Annotated in this window: 20 protein-coding genes and 2 pseudogenes; 11 read left to right on the top strand and 11 right to left on the bottom strand. The window is 67.3% G+C overall.

Going from position 1 to position 18,712, the window contains the following annotated elements; all coding sequences use genetic code 11:
- Positions 1-34: 34 nt before the first annotated feature.
- The 3 genes from ychF (at position 35) to ABD899_RS11095 (ending at position 2,479) form a co-directional block, all read left to right on the top strand.
- On the top strand, positions 35-1,120 hold the full coding sequence (gene ychF / locus ABD899_RS11105; RefSeq protein WP_345205800.1) for a redox-regulated ATPase YchF: 1,086 nt from the start codon (positions 35-37) through the stop codon (positions 1,118-1,120).
- 245 nt (positions 1,121-1,365) lie between these two features.
- Positions 1,366-1,866, top strand: coding sequence for a hypothetical protein (locus ABD899_RS11100; protein ID WP_345205797.1), 501 nt, complete (start codon positions 1,366-1,368; stop codon positions 1,864-1,866).
- A gap of 286 nt (positions 1,867-2,152) precedes the next feature.
- The gene (locus tag ABD899_RS11095; protein WP_345205795.1) at positions 2,153-2,479 is read left to right on the top strand and encodes a hypothetical protein; all 327 of its coding nucleotides are present in this window, start codon (positions 2,153-2,155) and stop codon (positions 2,477-2,479) included.
- Between the two features lie 154 nt (positions 2,480-2,633).
- On the opposite strand, the gene ABD899_RS11090 is transcribed toward ABD899_RS11095, so the two are convergent.
- On the bottom strand, positions 2,634-2,999 hold the full coding sequence (locus ABD899_RS11090; protein ID WP_345205793.1) for a hypothetical protein: 366 nt from the start codon (positions 2,997-2,999) through the stop codon (positions 2,634-2,636).
- Positions 3,000-4,161: 1,162 nt separating this feature from the next.
- Between ABD899_RS11090 and ABD899_RS11085 the strand changes: the two genes are divergently transcribed.
- Complete coding sequence (locus ABD899_RS11085; protein ID WP_345205790.1) at positions 4,162-4,476, top strand: cytoplasmic protein; 315 nt, start codon at positions 4,162-4,164, stop codon at positions 4,474-4,476.
- Between the two features lie 136 nt (positions 4,477-4,612).
- Positions 4,613-4,930 carry an antibiotic biosynthesis monooxygenase gene (locus ABD899_RS11080; RefSeq protein ID WP_345205789.1) on the top strand — a complete coding sequence of 106 codons (318 nt, stop codon included), beginning with the start codon at positions 4,613-4,615 and terminating at the stop codon, positions 4,928-4,930.
- Positions 4,931-5,175: 245 nt separating this feature from the next.
- Here ABD899_RS11080 and ABD899_RS11075 read toward each other — a convergent pair whose 3' ends face one another.
- The gene (locus ABD899_RS11075; RefSeq protein WP_345205787.1) at positions 5,176-5,937 is read right to left on the bottom strand and encodes a hypothetical protein; all 762 of its coding nucleotides are present in this window, start codon (positions 5,935-5,937) and stop codon (positions 5,176-5,178) included.
- 157 nt (positions 5,938-6,094) lie between these two features.
- Positions 6,095-6,742 carry a hypothetical protein gene (locus ABD899_RS11070; RefSeq protein WP_345205784.1) on the bottom strand — a complete coding sequence of 216 codons (648 nt, stop codon included), beginning with the start codon at positions 6,740-6,742 and terminating at the stop codon, positions 6,095-6,097.
- A gap of 414 nt (positions 6,743-7,156) precedes the next feature.
- Here ABD899_RS11070 and ABD899_RS11065 point away from each other — a divergent pair, with 414 nt between their 5' ends.
- On the top strand, positions 7,157-8,218 hold the full coding sequence (locus ABD899_RS11065) for an IS110 family RNA-guided transposase (protein WP_345205781.1): 1,062 nt from the start codon (positions 7,157-7,159) through the stop codon (positions 8,216-8,218).
- A 93-nt stretch (positions 8,219-8,311) separates the two neighbouring features.
- On the opposite strand, the gene ABD899_RS11060 is transcribed toward ABD899_RS11065, so the two are convergent.
- The 3 genes from ABD899_RS11060 to ABD899_RS11050 form a co-directional block, all read right to left on the bottom strand.
- Positions 8,312-9,259: a hypothetical protein gene (locus tag ABD899_RS11060; protein ID WP_345205779.1), complete on the bottom strand. Its 948-nt coding sequence runs from the start codon at positions 9,257-9,259 to the stop codon at positions 8,312-8,314.
- Between the two features lie 200 nt (positions 9,260-9,459).
- Positions 9,460-9,915, bottom strand: coding sequence for a hypothetical protein (locus tag ABD899_RS11055; protein WP_345205777.1), 456 nt, complete (start codon positions 9,913-9,915; stop codon positions 9,460-9,462).
- The gene (locus ABD899_RS11050; RefSeq protein ID WP_345205774.1) at positions 9,908-10,450 is read right to left on the bottom strand and encodes a hypothetical protein; all 543 of its coding nucleotides are present in this window, start codon (positions 10,448-10,450) and stop codon (positions 9,908-9,910) included. The genes ABD899_RS11055 and ABD899_RS11050 overlap by 8 nt, the downstream gene beginning before the upstream one ends.
- Before the next feature lie 736 nt (positions 10,451-11,186).
- Between ABD899_RS11050 and ABD899_RS11045 the strand changes: the two are divergent.
- Positions 11,187-11,547, top strand: a pseudogene (locus ABD899_RS11045) (bleomycin resistance protein).
- A gap of 143 nt (positions 11,548-11,690) precedes the next feature.
- Here ABD899_RS11045 and ABD899_RS11040 read toward each other — a convergent pair.
- The 3 genes and pseudogenes from ABD899_RS11040 to ABD899_RS18940 all read right to left on the bottom strand — a co-directional run.
- Positions 11,691-12,305 carry a response regulator gene (locus ABD899_RS11040; RefSeq protein ID WP_345205771.1) on the bottom strand — a complete coding sequence of 205 codons (615 nt, stop codon included), beginning with the start codon at positions 12,303-12,305 and terminating at the stop codon, positions 11,691-11,693.
- Entirely contained in the window at positions 12,302-12,637 is a 336-nt protein-coding gene (locus ABD899_RS11035; protein ID WP_345205768.1) for a sensor histidine kinase, read from the bottom strand. The genes ABD899_RS11040 and ABD899_RS11035 overlap by 4 nt, the downstream gene beginning before the upstream one ends.
- A gap of 132 nt (positions 12,638-12,769) precedes the next feature.
- Positions 12,770-12,859: pseudogene (locus ABD899_RS18940) on the bottom strand (hypothetical protein); the annotation flags it as partial.
- A gap of 459 nt (positions 12,860-13,318) precedes the next feature.
- On the opposite strand from ABD899_RS18940, the gene ABD899_RS11025 reads away from it, so the two are divergent.
- Positions 13,319-14,434: a hypothetical protein gene (locus ABD899_RS11025; RefSeq protein ID WP_345205764.1), complete on the top strand. Its 1,116-nt coding sequence runs from the start codon at positions 13,319-13,321 to the stop codon at positions 14,432-14,434.
- A gap of 27 nt (positions 14,435-14,461) precedes the next feature.
- Positions 14,462-14,815 carry a hypothetical protein gene (locus ABD899_RS11020; RefSeq protein ID WP_345205761.1) on the top strand — a complete coding sequence of 118 codons (354 nt, stop codon included), beginning with the start codon at positions 14,462-14,464 and terminating at the stop codon, positions 14,813-14,815.
- Between the two features lie 261 nt (positions 14,816-15,076).
- On the opposite strand, the gene ABD899_RS18935 is transcribed toward ABD899_RS11020, so the two are convergent.
- A complete protein-coding gene (locus ABD899_RS18935) occupies positions 15,077-15,373 on the bottom strand; it encodes a PAAR domain-containing protein (protein WP_425474960.1) in 297 nt (98 codons plus the stop codon).
- Between the two features lie 31 nt (positions 15,374-15,404).
- The gene (locus ABD899_RS11015; RefSeq protein ID WP_345205758.1) at positions 15,405-16,004 is read right to left on the bottom strand and encodes a phage baseplate assembly protein V; all 600 of its coding nucleotides are present in this window, start codon (positions 16,002-16,004) and stop codon (positions 15,405-15,407) included.
- A 332-nt stretch (positions 16,005-16,336) separates the two neighbouring features.
- On the opposite strand from ABD899_RS11015, the gene ABD899_RS11010 reads away from it, so the two are divergent.
- Both ABD899_RS11010 and ABD899_RS11005 read left to right on the top strand, forming a co-directional pair.
- The gene (locus ABD899_RS11010) at positions 16,337-16,696 is read left to right on the top strand and encodes a hypothetical protein (protein ID WP_345205756.1); all 360 of its coding nucleotides are present in this window, start codon (positions 16,337-16,339) and stop codon (positions 16,694-16,696) included.
- 355 nt (positions 16,697-17,051) lie between these two features.
- Positions 17,052-18,380: an IS110 family RNA-guided transposase gene (locus ABD899_RS11005; protein WP_345205753.1), complete on the top strand. Its 1,329-nt coding sequence runs from the start codon at positions 17,052-17,054 to the stop codon at positions 18,378-18,380.
- Positions 18,381-18,712: the final 332 nt, after the last annotated feature.

Raw genomic sequence — 18,712 nt, 5'->3', positions numbered from 1 at the left:
GGGGCGGCGGGCGCGCCGGTAGACTCTCGGCCTCGTGGCCCTCACCATCGGAATCGTCGGACTCCCCAACGTCGGCAAGTCGACGATGTTCAACGCCCTGACGAAGAACAACGTCCTCGCCGCGAACTACCCCTTCGCGACCATCGACCCCAACGTCGGTGTGGTCCCGCTGCCCGACGAGCGGCTCGCGCGCCTCGCCGAGATCTTCGGGAGCGAGAAGATCCTGCCCGCGACGGTCTCGTTCGTCGACATCGCCGGCATCGTGCGCGGCGCGTCAGAGGGGGAGGGGCTGGGCAACAAGTTCCTCGCCAACATCCGTGAGGCCGACGCGATCTGCCAGGTCGTGCGCGCGTTCGAGGACGGCGACGTCGTGCACGTCGACGGCGAGGTGTCGCCGGCATCCGACATCGAGACGATCCACACCGAGCTCATCCTCGCCGACCTGCAGACCCTCGAGAAGGCCGTCGTGCGCCTCGAGAAGGAGGCGCGGATCAAGAAGGAGAGCCGCCCGCTGCTCGACAACGCGCTCGCCGCCCAGAAGGTGCTCGAGGAGGGCACCACCCTGTATGCCGGTGGCGAGGCGGCCGGCGTCGACCTCGCGCTGGCGTCGGGGCTCGGCCTGCTGACGACCAAGCCGTTCATCTACGTCTTCAACCTCGACGAGGAGCAGCTCGCCGACGCCGACCTGCAGGCGCGCCTCAACGAGCTCGTGGGCCCGGCCGACGCGGTGTTCCTCAACGCCAAGCTCGAGATGGACCTCATGGAGATGTCCGAGGAGGACGCCCTCGAGATGCTCCAGTCCTTCGGGGCCGAGGAGTCGGGGCTGAACCAGCTCGCCCGGGTGGGCTTCCACACCCTCGGGTTGCAGACCTACCTCACCGCCGGCCCGAAGGAGTCGCGCGCCTGGACGATCCACCAAGGGTGGACCGCGCCGCAGGCGGCCGGCGTCATCCACACGGACTTCCAGCGCGGGTTCATCAAGGCCGAGATCGTCTCGTTCACCGACCTGGATGCCGCGGGCTCGATGGCCGCTGCGCGCGCGGCCGGGCGGGTCCGCATGGAGGGCAAGGACTACGTCATGCAGGACGGCGACGTCGTGGAGTTTCGCTTCAACGTCTGAATTGGCACGTTTGCCCAGGTCAGATGGGGTGCGATCCTCCGCACTCCGCACACAGTCCGCAAGATTTTCAGCGCGGTGTGCTCGATCTGCCCGTTCTGAGGGCCTATGTCCGGACCCCGCGGCGGCCATGTGTCCCACCCGTGACGTGACCCTTTGGGCGGCGGTATGCAGCAGGCCTGAGGGCCGCAGACCTTTCCGGTCCTGCCGAATGTCGGAGGTTTTCGTCCGGCGCTCGTGGCGCCATAATGGCGGCATCGCTGCTCATGGTCGGCGTCGCGGCTGTGAGCCCGGCAGCCGCCGATCCGCCCGACATCACCCGGTACCCTGACGCCGGAATCACGTGGATGTTCCCAGACCCCGTCAACGGCTACGCGAACCGGTGCGAGTTCCCGGTCATGTACCAGGACGAGGGCAAACTCGTCGATATCCAGTTCTCAGACGGACGCTACCTGGGCACCGCACCAGGGCTACGCGCCACAGTGACCAACCTCGACACGGGGGAGTCGATTGACCTCATGGTCAACGGTTCGGTGAAGATCGCCCCGCCGACTCCCGTAGGCACACAGGGCCACTACGTGGAGGTGCTGAGGTTCACTGGTCCCCTGATCGATCTCGCGCCCGGCCACATCATCTGGTCCACCGGGCAGACAGTGACGACCGTGGAGTACGACCAGTCCGGCAACGTCACCTCCACGACCAGCTACACCGCACCCCCCCTGGACGTCTGCGCCGCGCTGGCCCCGTGAACGACCGACCGGGCCTTGCCGTAGGTCGGGCGGTCAAGTTCGGTGAACACCAATCGGCTCATCGAACTTGACCGCCGTTGACACGCGGCGGGGCCTACAAAGAGCGACCCTGACAGTCACCGCCCTCGATCGTGCCCTCACCCAACCGAGCAGAGCCGCTGCGACGTGAAGGGTCCGGCCCCTGGCCCGGGCCGGCCCGGCCGGCAACGCCCTCCCAAATGCCGCGATCGGTGTCTCCACCCTCGGGCAGGTTGCCAAGGTGGACCGCCGTGGCCACACTCGGGCCATGAGGGGACGACCAGGTCCGGGGGCGCTCATCGGCCTGGTCGTCGGTGTGGTGCTCGTCGGCGTGGTGCTGTGGCTTCCGGCGGCACTCACCGGCGACTTCTACGAGTTCAGTGACCCATTGGTCTTCATGGGCTTGCCGATGATCACCATCAGCGCCGCGGTGGGTGCTCTCATCGGTGTGCCGGTCGAACCTGTGTCCGGTGACGGACCTGCCGGGCAGCCTCGACGAACATCATGGCCCAATAGGGCTGTCGTAGCGGTCGTGGCCGCGGGTGCGGTGCTCGTTGCGTTGTGGGTCTTCCTAACGGCTACGGGATCGATCTGACACCGGCCAGCTCCGCTCCCGCCGCCGGTACGCCAGACATCGGCCCCACCTGCTCGACGTCCGGAACTGCCGTGAATCGGAAGTGTGGATACGGCGGCGGAAGGACGCAGTCGACGAGAGATCCCGTGAGGGGTGGGAACGTTGAGAGGCGGGATCAGCTTCGGTTGAGTTGTATGCGAACGGTGACGCTGGTCGGTTGGCGGTTGACGATGGATACGGTGTTCCCGCCCTGGTCGACGAAGACCGGGCCGGTGTGCCCGGCCGGGGCGCCGATGTCCTTGGGTGCGTTGAAGTTTTCGTCTGTTGTCGTGAGCGGGATGGCGTAGCTGCTGACGTGGTTGTTCTCTGGGGGCCTCGTCGTGGTCAACGCGTAGAAGACCTTGAGCGACTGGTTGGTGAACCTTGGGGGCAGGCTGACGTCGGTGGGCGCATCGTATTCCGGGCTGAGCACGAGATAGGGCCTGGAGCCGGCGTCGTCCCATTCTTGGTTCGAGACTGGGGTTTTCGCGCCGGGGATCACCGGCAATCAGCCTCACCCCCTGCTCGGTGCTGGACAAGGTGTGCAGGGTGTACTCAGTAGTGGCGCCAGATGTGACCATGCCCGGGGTGATATTGACGACCTCCGCATCAGGAAGCACCCCCATCTGACGTAGCTGCAGCGCGTTCAACAGCTCCGGTTGCTCGGCTTGGCGAGGCACCTTTGCTTGGCCCATGATGTTGGTGTGGTCGCCGTACTCGTCGACCCTGCACTCATTGCCGGTCATTCGTACCGGCAGGGCCCCATCCCAGGGTGCGCTGGACTCAACGTGGCACTCGGCGATGCCGGCGTGACCCAGTCCGAAACTGTGACCGATCTCGTGAGCAAGGACCCGGGTGGACTCCTGCCTGGTCGCGACCTCCAGGTTGGTGATGTTCTCGGTCATCACACCAGCCCCGGTCGCAGCGTCCGGCTCGAACAAAATGGGCGCCAGGAAGATCCCCCCGGTCGCGCCGTCTGTTTCTGTTTCCAGCCACAGCTCGGCCTCGGGCATGTCGATGACCACGCTGGCCACCACCCCGTCGTACCGCGCGACCTTTTCCGGGCCGATCATTCGCAGCGCCGCGCGTAGCTTCTCGATGTACAGCTCCCTCGCCGCAGACTCCCCCTCCCCGGCCTGGCTCTCGGCGGACTCACGGAACGTTCGCTCCTGCCTGTCCGTCAAGGGCAGGCTCACCACCCCCGCGTCGCGAACACTGAGCTCATAGCTGCCGCGCAGCGACTTCTCCAACGCGGCCACCGCGTCCTTGGCCGCCTTGAAGCTTCGCTCGCTGATGACCCGCGCCCCGCTCCCGGTTCCGAGCGCCACCACCGCGTAGAGGTACTCGTAACGCCGCACCTTCACAGACGGCGCCGCGCCAGGCGCTCGAGACGGCGTCACACTTGACGCTGGGGACGTCACCGGCACCGGCAACTGCGATCGCGGAACCGGATCGACCGAGTTCGCCGAGCATCCCGCCGCAACGAAGACAGCCACCCAGATCATGCCGGCGGCACCGCCGCGGCGCACCCGGCGCCTGTTCCGTTGCCCGAACGGCATTGTTGACCTTCTTCAAGCGACCCGGTCGTGTAGACCACCGGCCGGCGGGATGACCGTACCGCGACCGAGCGACGCGTTGTGCCACGAACAGGCTACGGAGTGTCCGTGGCCTTCGAGAATGACCGCGTCCGGGTCCTGCGATGCCACGATCGCCCCGGCGACCAGACACGTCCTCACGAGCACCCCGACAGCGTGATGATCACCGCCTCCACCTTCGACCGCCGACTGCGCCAAAACGGCCAGAGCGTCGACGTCACCCTGCCGGCAGGTGAAGTGCGGTGGCTCGACTCACAGGTGCATTCGGGGGAGAACATCGGCGCGACCGATACCGTCACGTTCTTCATCGAGCTCAAGAAACCGGGGCCTCCAAAGGAACCCGGGCAAGGCACTCCTGGACCGTCGCCTGAACCTGCGGTGTGACGCACCGCTTGTCGGCGCTTAGACGCATCCTCTGAGCATGATTGCGGGTCGCCATTGACATGGGGTTCGCCGAGCGCGCACCTTTGCTGCTGTGACCGTCGCTGCGGTGCGGCGGCGCTGGGACGGGAGGGCTGTCGTGGCCGAGATCTGGACCGTCAGCGACTGGTCGATCGGGGACGCCGATCCAGCGACGTTCGTCGCGGCGTTCCAGCGGTTCGCCGATGGAGCCACCGCCCGTGGCGGAGCGCACGAAGGGATGATCCTGCAGGATGCTGACGACCCCAAGCATTTCGTGGTCGTGCGCCGATGGGAGAGCCCAGAAGCGGTCACCGACTGGGGCAAGGAGCAGCACCAACACTCAGGTGAACTGAGATCGCTCGGGCTCGAGGCACGTAGCGCTGCAGTCATGACCAAGATGGCCGACCTGGGTGCTGGGGGCAGTGAGACCGCGTAGTCCTGGAACAACCCCTGCCACGATGCCCCCGGATCCAGGGTGAGGCACTGGCGGCAACCGCCGTCATCATTCGGCCTGCCAAGTAGGCGGCTGGCGGCCGGTATGACGCACCCCCGGACATGCGTAATGGCATCGGTTTGGCCTGCGGGGCGCCCAGGTCGCGCGCGTCGATGTGTGGCACCGCCCTCGACGATGAGATGGAGGGTGGTGAACGTTGACCAGCGTGCCGCTGCGGTCCTCGCTCCTCACTCCGGTGCGTCGTTGACGAACCGGAACCGCACCCGGACGCTGCCGGTCTGCACCAGAATGGTGGAGTTGCTGGGCGTCCAGTGCTCCGGAACCAAGAACATCCGGTCTCCGGACTGGATGAGGAGCCGTAGTCCGCGGTAGCGAAACTTGAACTCCTGGTCCTCGTCGGCCACGGCAAGAGCACCCACGTTTGTCTCGGTGACGCCCGAATTCGGCGTGGTCCCCAAGTAGAGACGCTCCTTGGTGTCCATCACGACCGCAGGGAGCTGATCGAGGTTGCGGGCCGTGCGCTGGGCGGCGCCCAGGCCGGTCCACTGGGCCAGGGTTGCGGTGGCCCAGAAGACGCATACAGCGACCGCGATGAGGGCGAGGACGACGGCGGTAGGCCGTCCACCGACGCGGCGCCAACACCACACCAGGGCCAGGAGTCCAACGGCGAGGACGAGCGGGGTGACCATCGGGTAGTACGGCCACTCGCCGATCCAGGCGTATCCGAACAGCATCAGCAGCCCGGCGCCGAGAATGAAGGTTGAGGCCCACGTCGCGGACCGCAGCATCTTCAGCGGGACGCGGCGCTGCAGTACTCGCGCGACGATGAGCAGGCCGGCACCGATGGCGGGCACGAGGAGCAGCGGCACCAGGAGCGGCTGGGGGCTGCGCATCACGTAGTCGCGGGTGCTCAGCCCGATCGTGTCGACGTCGAGCCCGAAGTAACGGTACTGAGCGCGCGACGAGACGTACCCGTAGTAGAAGAGCACGGCGGTCAGGAAGGTAGCGGGAGCGACGAAGTTCGTGGCGAGCGCGTACCACCGTTCGAAGTCGACGCGCTGGGCCCTCGCAGGGCCTCCAGTGCCGCGCTCCACGTCGATCGGAGGGTTTCCGGCCGGGTCAGCTTCGGCTTCAGTGTCGGACACTTCAGCCGCCGCTACCGTCGGCCGATGGCGAGGACGCGTCCGATTCGCCGTCGACTGTGTCGCTGACGGTGAGCCCGATGGCGGACTGTCCGCCGGTCTGCTCGTTGACGGCGTCGGCTGCGGCCTTCACCTCGGCGCACGCCGTCTGGGACGTGCAGAAGGCCTTGGCGTCTGCGCGCAGGACGGAACCTTCTGCGTCGACGGGTTCACCCTTCCATGTGACCGACACAGTGCACCCCCCGCTCTCAGCGGTGACCACGTAGCTGCCCCCGACGCAGGGGGCGTCGGAGCAAGGGGATGAGTCCACGGTGAACTGCGGCGGTACCGCGAAGTTGGTGAACTCGAGCCCGACGCCGTCCGGGAGCACCGGTCCGGTCCAGCTGACGTCGACGCACTGAGTGGGCGCGTCGGGCGAGAACACCGCTCCACTGCCGCCGATCGGCAACCCGGGCAGCTCGACGGAGACCTCCTGGTTGTCCTCACCCGCCGCGTCCCCACTGTCCCCGCCGTCATCGGGCGGCGTGGTGTCCTCCTGCGCAGGTGAAGTTTCAGACGTGGCTTCATCGCCAGGCCCCTCAGCCGTGCTCGTGGAGTCGGGTGAGCACCCCAGCACGAAAAGCAGGCCCGCTACGGCAATGACCTTCTTCATCTCCGACCTCCCAGAGGGCCCCGGAGGACTGCTGCACCGATCGGTGACACGGTCCCGTGCGACGTACACATCAGGAGGAAGGCCACGGCCGCCTGATACCCCCACTCACCTACCTCGAGATCCCTCCGCGGCCCGACTACAGGCGGCGGAGAGACTGTGAGGATCGCCAACGCAGCCTGAAGGTGCTGGGCTGTGGTTGGTGACCGCGAGCGTGACCCCCGAAGAGACTGGCCACTGTGCCTTGCTGCGACTTGTCCGCTCGTGGTCACCGGCCCGGGCCGCGGGTTGGAGGAGCTGGCCTGATCAGGAGCTTGACCACCTGGCGTTAGCGGCGCCGGATGTGTCTCATCACAGTCCTGCCGAGCCTTCCGTCCCGGACCGGAACCACGTCCCGTCCGGCGAAGGAGAGAACGCATGACCAGTCTGACCGATCTATGCGAGGTGGTCGATGTCGTCATCGGCGTCGACACCCACGTCCGTACCCACTCCGCGGCCGTGGTCGACGCTGCCACCGGTGGTGTCCTGGACGAGACCACCGTCGAGGCGACAGCCCAGGGCTATGGCGAACTGGTGGAATTCGCCAACAACCACCTCATGGTGCGGGCCTGGGCGATCGAAGGCACCGGCGGCCACGGCACCGGTCTGAGCCGTCACCTGCTCCAGATGTCGGAGATCGTCATCGAGCTGGACCGCCCGAAGCGGGCCGCACGCCGCAACGGCGCGAAGTCCGCTCCGCTCGACGCGATCCGAGCCGCGCGGGAGGCGATGGCTCGACCACGGCTGGGGAACCCCCGAACCGGAGGCGAACGCCAAGCACTGTCAGTGCTCTTGGCTGCACGCCGCTCCGCGATCAATGCCTCCACCGAGGCCCAGCAGCAGGTCTTCAGCCTGGTCATCGCAGCACCCGAACCCATCCGGGCCAGGTTCCGCGGCCAAAAGCTTGCCGCGATGCTCACCACCGCAGCGAACCTGCGAGTGCACGCTTCCTGGGACACCGAGACGACCAACACCGTGGTGGCGCTGCGGACCTTGGCTCGTCGCGCACACGCGATGCTCAAAGAGGCACGCGAGCTGCAGAAGGCGATGGTGGCCATCATCCGCAGCTGGCGCCCCGACCTGCTCGAGGAGTTCGGCGTCGGACCCATCGTGGCCGCCACCGTGTTGTGCGCCTGGTCCCACCCCGGCCGTGTCCACTCCGAGGCGGCGTTCGCGATGCTCGCCGGCGTGGCACCGATCCCGGCGAACAGTGGCCAAGTCACCACCCGTCATCGGCTCAACCGCTACGGCGACCGCCAGCTCAACACCGCACTGCACACCGTGGTCCAGAGCCGGATCCAGTACCAGCAAGCCACCCGCGACTACGTCTCCCGCCGCACCGCCGAAGGCAAGACCAGCCGGGAGATCAAGCGCTGCCTTGCACGCTACGTCGCCCGCGACCTCTACCGCCTACTCGAAAGTGGGCCGCCAGCTGCTTGACAAAGCATAGGAGCGTCGCAGGTCGGCGGGTTCACCGTTGCGTGTTCGGTCCGTTGGTACGGCGGGCCCACCCGCTGACGCGCAGGGATCGGCTCAAGGCGCACCGGCGTGACGGTCCCTCATCGCGAGCAGCTGCGCGCGAAGGACGTCGAGGGCGCCCCCCTGTTGGGGGGACCCCGTCGGGGCGATGACGGGGACCCGGCGGCCGTCGACGGTGAGGCACACCAGGCGGAAGCGCCCCAGGTTGATTGCCTCGGCGACTACGGGTTCGAGTTCAACGGTGAGTAGCTCGCTCCAAGGAACAGTACGGCGGCGCACCAGGTCAGTCAGGTGGATGCCGGACTCGTCGGCCGTGAGACCCATGCGCAGGCCAAGCGAGGCGACAGCGCAGCAGGTGACTGCCACCGTCATGGTGATCGGGAGGTCCGGGTCTTGCTGGTAGGGGCCGAAGCGGCTGGCGATGCCCATACCCGCCCAGAACAACGCACCAGCGACCCAGCCCCAGAACCACCACCACCGGTCGCGAGGCCTCACCGCCAACGTGTTCGGCGCCACCACCGCTACAGGGGCCGAGTCCGGCGTGTCCGGCGTGGCCGCCGCCTCGCGATGGTCAGCAGGCGGGTCGAGCGCCTCAGCGCGTGCGCGAGAGACCACCAGGACGAACACCCACGCCACCGCGGTGAACATCCCGCCCAGAAGCACCGCGCTGAGGCTGGTCAGCGGGTCCCCATACACCAGCATCAAGCCGGCGACCGCCGCCAGCACGCCAAGCAGGCCCGGGCTCGGGAGCGGTCGTGTCGGTACACCGCGACGGGGCCGGTGGATGAAGCCAAGCCACACCAGGATGGCCATGAGGACCACATAGAGGGCGGCGGCTGCCTCCAACTCGTGCCACCGGTCCGAACGCCACAGGCCCGTCCTGCCTAGCAGTTGAGTGGAGCGGAGCGTGGCCCAAGCTGCCGCGAGGATGCCGAGGGTGAAGGTCGCCATCGCCGCGGTCACTGCAACGCGTTGGCTCTCTCGGGGCTCGTTGTTCCACATACGCACCTCCGATGGTGAACGCCTCCCCAGAATCTCGCGACGGTGTCGAGGATGTCCACGTTCTGGCATCCAGCCCTTGGCGTATCGCGGCTACTAGACGCATCAACGAGCGCGAGTCGTTCCTGGCTCATGCTGAACCCGAGCAAAAGCAAGAGGAGCGATTCGTTGCTTGTCTGTTTTGGAGGGATCAGCAGGCGTCTTCAGCGTCGAGTCTTGATCGGCCCAGACGCCGGGCCGATGGTTGAAGCCACCCCCCGCAAGTCGCCAACGGCTACGGCTGCGATCGTGACTGGGACCACGACAAGGGCTAGGACGAGAGCGCATGCGGCCATGAAGAAGGGCACCAGTGCCTGTGTGAAGGCGGCGTTCTGCCACGGATTGGCCATGGAGAGCGCGAGGAGCAGCAGGACGGTGACGACAGCCCACTGAATCCCAGCGACCCACAACAGCGCGCGCTTCTTGGATGTGAGCTCGGTCTGCCGTGCCTTCAACTGCCGCGTGTATTCGTCGTCGGCCTTGCGGGCGCTGGAACGCACAGTGACGTCGGTGCTGAGCTGCGCCGCCTCGACGTACCAGGTGACGACCTGCGAGGTGGTGAGCGCGCCAACGACCGCCGAGGCGGACAAGAGCGCGGAGATGGACGTCGTGTCAGCCATGTGAGCCTGGCGTCTTCGCGGCCTGTCGGACCGCTCCGCCTTGGTCGCCGAGCGCCAGGCACAGAGCCTGCAGCCCTCTATTGGCGCTGAAACTGACCCTTACCGTGCCGGCCAAGCGGGTCAGAACGGGGGGAGCCATGGGCGTGTCAGCCAATGCCTCGAAGAGGAGCGTCTCAAAAGACCTTGCCACCTTGGGGCTCAGGTAGAAGCTCGCCTCGTTGGGTCCCAGTCCTTGCCCGTCGCCTGCTTCAGTGATGGCGGCAACGGCCCGCGTCGCAATGTCGGCCTTCGTTTGCTCTGTGGCCCGATCTGCCTCGGGGTCGTAGTACACGCCGGCGAGGTACTGGGCTGTTCCATGGGGAAGGCCGAACCAACTCTTCAGGTCCTCCCGGCTGGGGTTCGACCTGCCCGCAGCGCTTAGCACCGTCCGGTACCACTCCTGGTTCTGCTGGCTGAGACTGGGGAAACGGCGCTGTCCCGTCAGCCATTGCCCGAACAGGTCGAGGGCCAAGTCCGCCAACTTCTCCTCGGGCATGCCTAACGCCTTTGCGACATGAGCAAGTGGTGCAGGTGTCGGGTCGCCAGTCATCCAGGACGTCCTCTCCGGTGGGGTCGGTGGCCTTCACTGTCACAGAGATCACCAAGCCGCGCTCGTCCTGCCAGGTGCCCGCGTGTTGCGCCTGAGCACTGCACGTGGCCACGGATGCGCATCGCCGGCTCGAGCCTGGGGAGCGGTCGAGGCTTGGGTGACTCCATGCGTCACCGCAGCGGCTGTCCGCGAGCGGGATGGCGCTGTGAGGACAGGCACCCTCGTCGGTCTCGGACGCGGACGCCACTGGTCAGCCCTCGGCCCTGACCACTGCGCCACCACTCCTGCAGCGCCGTGGTCCACGATGCCGTCAACGCGACGCGGTCGGCCAGGGCGCGAAACGCCGGCCTACACGTGGCCATGTGACGGCGGTATCCCCAGACCAACACCCCGACCGGGAGCCTGAGCGTCGCTCGCCGCGCCGGGCCGGCTGACACCGGGAGACCCTGCGCGTGACCGGCAGCGCCCGCGGGACGTGAGACCGGCCATCCACTCGTCCAGCAGGCCGTCCTTGCCGAATGGCGCCCGGAGCCCGCAATCGGCAAAGCCTCCCAACAAGCTCCCCCACGAACCGCCATGCGGAAGGCGGCTGAAATGCATCTCGAGTTTCGCGCTCATGCAGATGTGCAGGGCCCAGGAAGTGGGGCTTGACCACTCGAGTGGGGTTCCTTACCGTCCGGGCATGGTCAACCGAGCGACGCCGAACCTTCCGTCGCGACCTTGTGGCGACGTGTGAGTTCTATATGCGGCTCGGTTTCGGGGAGGAGTATCGCGACGCGGGCTGGTTGATCCTGGCCCGCGATGGCGTGACGCTGGAGTTCTTTCCGTTCGCCGATCTCGACCCGGCAACGAGCTCCTTCGGCTGCTGTCTTCGCCTGGACGATGTCGATGCGTTCTTCGATGCGTGCAAGGCAGCGGAAGTGCCGGTTACCACGCGGGGTTGGCCCCGACTGCATCCGCTCAGGCTGGAGGAGTCAGGGCTGCGCATCGGAGCGCTGATCGACTTGGACGGCACGCTTCTGCGCCTGATCGCGAATCCATGAAGCTTGGCGTCGACAAACGTCGTGATGGTTCAAGCGGCTGCGCTCCAAAGTCGCCTGATCGTGAAGGACCCGACCGTCAGAAAGGTCTGCTGGTGGCGATGAGACGCAGATTGCGTCTTGGGTCAGGCGGGTGAGGGCACGGGTCACAGGCCGCGCATTCGCAGGGCTGCTTGGGTGCGGTCACGGACTTGGAGTTTGGTGAGCACTTTGGTGACGTGGTTTTGGACGGTCTTGAGGCTGACCCCGAGATCGTGCGCGATGTCGGGGTTGCTCTTGCCTGCGGCGATGCCGGCGAGCACTTCGGATTCGCGTTCGGTGAGGTCGTAGGCGGCAAAGCGGTTCGTGCGGCCGCCGGCGAGGACTTGCTGGGCGACATCGGCGCCGAAGATTGCTCCGCCGGCCGCGACGGTGCGGATTGCGGCGAGGACTTCCTCTTGGCCGGCGCCTTTGAGCACGTAGCCGCGGGCTCCGACGCGCAGTGCCGCGAGCACGCTGTCGTCGTCGTCGACCATGGTCAAAATCAGGACTGCGACGCCTGGCACCGCGGCGGCGAGCTGGCGGGTGGCTTCCAGGCCGCTGATCCGTGGCATGTTGATGTCCATCAGGACGACGTCGGGGCGCAGCGCCTTGACCCGCGCCACAGCCTTCGCACCGTCGCCGGCAGCGCCGACGACTCGGACATCGTCGACGGTTGCCAGCAGTGACTCCAGGCCGTTACGGAACAGCGGGTGGTCGTCGGCGATGAACACGGTTGTCATGGTCGACCCACCTTCGCAGCAGCACCGCCCGCAGTGGGCAGTTCGAGTCGCACGGTTGTTCCACGGGTTGGGTCGCTGGTGATGGCGAAGTCCCCGCCGAGTTCCTCAGCTCGCTCACGCATACTCGTCAGACCGACGCCGTCTTGGCGCGGCGATACAGTTCCGTTGCCGTCATCGCGGACCTCGGCGCGCAGCCGATCGCCAACGGTTTGCACTTCGACAACGATGCGGTCGGCGTGCGCGTGCTTGACAGCGTTTGACAGGGCTTCCCGAACCACATGGAACGCTGCGACCTCGACGGCCGCTGGTAGTGGCGGCAGGTCGCCAACCATGACGTGCACGTCGGTATCGCTGGCTCGTATGGCCAGCTGTTCCAAGGCGCCGGCGAGTCCGAGCTGGTCCAGGGGAGCGGGTCGAAGCCCTTCAACGATCCGTCGGACATCGGCCACCGCGGTCTGAGTCGAGGCACGCAGCTCGAGCAGTTCTGTATCGGGGTCTTCGAGGCGGTCCCAGCGGTTGCGCAGCTCGTCGACTTTGAGTGTGAGGCTGGCCAGCGTCGGCCCGAGCCCGTCGTGCAGGTCGCGGCGGAGCCGTCGTCGCTCTTCCTCTCGCGCCAGGACCAGCCGGTGCTGCGCGGCGCGCAGCGTGTCGACCAGGCCGGCGGCGTGGACGACGCCCCCGAGTTGGCTCGCGACGTCGGTGAGCAGCCGTCGGTCCCCGTCGCGCAGGTCGTGGCCGCTGGCCCAGAGCAGGGTGCCTTCAGTCCCTGAGAGGCGACGCCCACCCGGAACGAACAGCCCGGATCGCGGCGATAGGACGCACCTCTCCCGGCATAGGACGCACGTCGGCGGCTGCTCTCATGTCCGTGGGTGTCACATCGTGGTGCTCAGTTCCGTGGCGCGGTTGGTGGGCGTCGTTCTAGTCTGACCAAGGGTCTGGGCCGAACCGTCGCGACCAGCCACAGGACACCCGCGCTCGACACCGCGGTCTCGTAGAGAAGCAGGGTGTGTGGGATGAGTGATTTCAGGGAAGCGACACCGATTCCCGGCCCGGACGCGTTCCGCGCGAGCGGGCGTGATGCGCGATTGAGCCAGGCAGCGATCGTCTTGTCCGCCGGAGCAGCGGTCGGTGGCCAATGGGGGCGCCTGGATTCACCCGAGGCCTTGGGGCTTCCGCCGGAGCTCGGCCAGATCGAGAAGGCCGGCGGCGTCAGCCTCGAGGAGGCGGTGGCGCCGCTCGAGGTCGATGCCGAGTCCTATGTCTCCGCTCGGGGACGCAGGATCCCCTCGGAACTTGGTGCCGAGATGACGCAACGTCTCATCGACCGGCCACACGCGGTGACCGCCGCAGCACTGGTCGAAGTGAGCCTGCACAGCGACAGCCGCTTGGTGCGCACCTCGGCAGCGGTTGCGGCGCTCGACACGGCGGGTGGGGCGCAGCGAACCGATGTGGTGGCGACGCTCGTGGACGGCGCCGACGCCAGGGATGCCCTGACCCGGCAGATCGCGCGGATCGGACTCGCACGAGTGGACCCGGAGCATGACAAGTTGGCCCGTGTGGTCGGCCGAGCGGCAGACCTGACCGGCAGGGACCGTCCGTCGCATACCGCCGTCCTCACCCACGGGACGTTCGCGGGCAGGACCCGCTGGTGGCGTCCGGGGGGCGACTTCTACACCTATCTGGATGGGCTGGTTCCGCCGCTTAGCCTCCACGACCCGAGCTTCGGATGGAGCGGCCTCTACAGCGATCCCGCTCGGAGGCTGGCGGCGCAGCAGTTGGCCGCCTGGCTCGTGGACCAGGGGCTGCAGCAGCCGGACCTGTTCGCACACAGCCACGGTGGAACCGTGGGCAACCTCGCCACCCGCGCGGGCGCGGAGTTCAAGCGCCTCGTCCTGCTCAGTTGGCCGGTCCACACCCAGTGGTTCCCGGACTTCACCCAGGTTCAGCGGATCGTCGATGTCAGGGTCCGCCTCGACCTCGTGATCATCGCCGACCGGGGTGGACAGACCTTCACGCCCCCAGCGGAATACCGAGGCAAGGTCACCTCGCACGTCAATGGGTGGTTCGACCATGGGGCGACCCACGACCCGGGGTACTGGCAACAGCACGGCCTGCCCGCCGCGTTGTGATCCGCGATCGCCGATAGGCTTGCCCGGGTGGGTGCGGCCTCCTCTGCGAAGGTCCTCGCGACGGGCTCGGCCTGGCGGCTGACCGGCCGTGCGGCGGCCGGTCGCAGGCTTGTCGATGCCGTCAACCAAGGCGGCGAGAATGAGCAGACGATCGCGGCCTTCTTCCTCGTCAAGGCCGGCGACCAAGCGGTGCCACTGATCCACGAAGGACTCACTGCCTACGGACCCTCGTCAGCTCTCGTCGAGATCCTCGGCAGCATCGGCACCGACACGGCCCGGTTGGAGCTCCAGCGACTGGCTTCCAGTGGCTCGCCAGATCTTGCCCAGGCAGCCCAGCACGCGCTCCGCATCTTGGACGAGATCGATCGCAGCCAAAGCTAATGCCTGCCGAAGCCGGAGTCGAGGATAACCAGTCGACGGTCACCTTGGGTCGCAAGGGGTTGGTCGAGCACGGCGCCACATTCGGCGGACAGGCGGCAGCCGTGGTGACGCACCAAGGGCGGTCGTGCGCTCACCAACCGGGGGGAGTTGGAGGCATAGGTCCGCGGATGAGGCGCACGATGAGCTAGTCACTACTCGGGGACAGGCTCGAGACTTCCGCGAGAGCCCCTTGGTCGACGCCGGGTCGGTTGGCCCGCAAGCTCACCCGATCAGCACCGTCACTTCGCCCGTGGTGATGGTATTCGGCGCCGCCGCCTCGATGACTCGGTCGCCCACTCGGGATGCGGGAAGACCACCGATCAGCACGGTGACGCTGCCGAGGGCGACGGTTCCTCCGACATGTGGTTTGGGCCCGTCGTACAGCGGACAGCTGTGGGCGTCGCTCGTAGCACGCCATGCCGGTCTGCCGCCGATGAGAACGGTCGGGCAGCCGGGGCCTGGGCCCAGAGGATTTCCGTGGCTCGTGGGGTCGCCGACACGGGCGGCTGGCTGTCCCATCGTGATCCTTGGAGGTGTTGGGCGCCTGGCGTCAGTTGATCTTGACCAGCGCGCCGTTGAGGGTGAGCGTCCCGGAGGACTTCACCGCCATCGTCGCCGCTGCCTCGATTGAGACGTTGGGAGCGGTCAGGGAGAGCCTCTGGCCTGCCTCTATCCGGATGGTGCCCGATGTCGCGGTGAGGGTGATGACGTTCTCGCCGCCGTCGCTGAGGGTGATTCCGTCCGCGTCGAGCAGGACCAGCTTGCCGTCCTGCAAGCGCACCTCGACTTCTGGCTTGGTCTCGTCATCGTTGAACCTGATCTGGTGGCCTGAGCGGCTCTTGATCATCCGACCGTTGTTGGCGCCGTCGTCGTTGTTGGCGGGGGGTGACTGCCTGCCGTTCCAGAGCATCCCAAGGACGTACAGACGTGATGGGTCACCCTGCTCGGCGGCCACCAGGACTTCGTCGCCGACCTCGGGGAGGAAGTAGGTGCCCCGGTCGTTGCCGGCCATGGGGACTGCGAGACGGGCCCAGTAGCTGCTGTCGCCCTCAGCGCGTGAGGGCAGCCGGACCCGGACGCGGGCGAGGCTATCCGGGTCCCTATTGTCGGTGACCACGCCGACGGCTACCCCTTCCAATCGTTTACCCATAGGTGTGTCTCCTCTCAACTCCACGAACATCGGGGCATCCGCACGGCGGGTGGCGCGGGCCTATCAGCCGGGTGTCGCTCCGCTGCCACCCAGCGGCAAGCCTAGAACGACTCCTCAGCGGTGGACGCTGACCCAAACCGGTGCACCGGGCTGGACGTTCCCGGTTTGAACCAGGGGACCTTCGCGGGTGGGGTCGTCTGGGGGCTACCCAACACTGGTCGCGCGGTCGCCCTCAGGCCGACAAGCGGAGAGATCTCCATCCCAACCTTGCTCCCTTGCAGCCGATCCTGCCCTGGCTTCAGAATTGCCCTGACGGCACGTGAGGAGCATCCATGATCAAACGGATCTGGCGTGGTTGGACGAGTGTGGACAACGCCGACGAGTACGAGCAACTGCTGAACACGGCCATCGTTCCGGGCATCACGGCTCGGCGTATCGCGGGCCATCGTGGCACCGTCATCCTGCGAGAACGCGAGCCGCAGGGGAGCGAGGTCCAGTTCATCACGATCATGACGTTCGAGGGCTGGGACGCCGTCCGGGAGTTCGCCGGCGGTGATGGACTGGGCAGTGTGGTTCCCCCGCAGGCTCGAGCGCTGCTGTCGCGGTTCGATCAGCATTCCGCTCACTTCGATGTTGTGGGTGACCACCCAACCGATGGCATCGCCCGAGGCGAACGCGAACCGACGCCCTGATGCACCACGATGGCGGCGGGCCTCAAGCTCGGGCCAGGTATGCGAACTGCAGGCGGCGGTGAGACGCACTCGTCGCTGCCTACCGCGCGATCCGGAGCGCCGCTCGCCGCCCCAGGACCCTTGGCCGGGCGGGGCAGGCGCCTTAGCCTCGATCCGTAAGTTGGTGGGTGGCCCGGGAGGGTCGGATGTGGCTGAGCCTTGATCGTCCTTGGTGGCTCCGGTGGATTGGCCGTCCGACCCTTCGGGGCGCCCTGACTGCTGATTGAGATGTGCGTTCTGGTCGCTGTTTACGGATCCGTCAGCGGGGTGTTCTTCGGGCCATCAGGTTGGGCCAACCCCTGCGGAGGAGGAACCGGTGGGAGCAGATCAGGTCGCCCCTGGATGGGCAGGTATCGACGTCGGCAAGGCGCACCACTGGGTGTGCCTGATCGACGACATGGGCTCGACGCTGTGGTCGAGCAAGGTCGTCAACGACGAGGCGGCGATCCTGGACACGATCGCCGAGGTGTTGGGCCGAGCACAGCGAGTGTCGTGGGGTGTCGACATCACCGGCACCAGCAGCGCCCTGCTGCTGGCCCTGTTGACCGCTCATGGGCAGGCTGCGACCTACGTGCCGGGACGAACGGTCAACCAGATGTCGACGGCGTACGCCGGGGAGGCCAAGACTGATGCCCGCGACGCGTACGTCATCGCAGAAACGGTTCGGTTGCGCGGTGACCTCACACCCGTGGACGTCCCGGCGGCGTTGGTGGCCGAGCTGCGGCTGCTGGTCACCCACCGCACCGACCTGGTCGCCGACCGGGTCCGGATGATCAACCGGCTCCGGGACGTGCTCAGCGGCTACTTCCCCTCTCTGGAGCGGGAGTTCGACTACTCCACCAGTCGCGGAGCGGTGGTCCTGTTGACCGGCTACCAGACACCAGCCGCGATCCGAGCTCGTGGCCGGGCTCGCCTGACGACGTGGCTGCGGGCCCGCAAGGTCCGCAGCGCCGAGCAGATCGCGACGGCCGCGGTGAAGGCCGCCAGCACGCAACACACCACCGTCCCGGGCCAGGACGTCGCGGCAAGCATCGTCGCGGAGATCGCCACGGCCCTGCTCGAGCTCGACCAGCGCATCCGCGTCATGGACGCGCGGATCGGTGACACCTTCCACGCCCACCCCCAGGCACAGATCATCGAGTCGATGCCCGGCATCGGCACGATCCTGGGCGCCGAGCTCATCGCGGCAGCCGGCGACCTGTCCCGCTACGTCGACGCCGGACACCTCGCCTCAGCGGCCGGGCTGGTCCCCGTCCCGCGGGACTCAGGTCGTCGCACCGGAAACCGGCGGATGAACCACATGATCCACATCGCCGCAGCCACCCAGATCCGACTGGACACCCCTGGCCGGGCGTACTACCGGCGCAAGATCGCCGCCGGGAAGTCCCGGCGTGAAGCGATGCGCTGCCTCAAGCGGCGGATCTCCGACGCCCTGTACCGCCGGCTGCGTGACGACGCAGCCGCGGTCTTTGAGGCGGGCCCGGGAGGGCACAGCGGGGCGGCACTTCAGTCCAGCGCGGCCGGCTTGCACCCGCACACCGGCACTTCGGATCAGCCACTTCCCGGACCCGCACCAACGACGCTACCCGCGCCCATGACCACGCGGAAGACCGTGACGCCGAAGTCCCTCCAACCCACCCCTTGACGTCAGAGGGGTGCCGCTGAGACGCACCCCGATGTTCGCGCGCAATGCCGAGGTGCGGACGTTGGTCATCATCGCCGCGTGCGCGGCCGGGTGGCCGCCTGACGATGGGCGAGGCGGCCGCGTTAACTCCGTAGACAAGGTGCAGAGGCAGGAGGACGCTCAGTACCAGCGCCGTGGACCTCGTGGCGCGGCTCGTCCCGCCCAGGAAAGGTCCGCCGCATGATGCTCCCCCGAATCACTGCCGTGCTCGCAGTGTCCGCGTGCCCCCTCCTAGTGTCCTGCACCTGAGATTCGTGTAAGAAGTCGTCCGATCGAGTCCAGGATCTCGTCGG

This window comes from Fodinibacter luteus (assembly GCF_039541575.1).
GTDB classification, from domain to species: domain Bacteria; phylum Actinomycetota; class Actinomycetes; order Actinomycetales; family Dermatophilaceae; genus Fodinibacter; species Fodinibacter luteus.
This window is presented reverse-complemented; position numbering and strand designations above follow the sequence as displayed.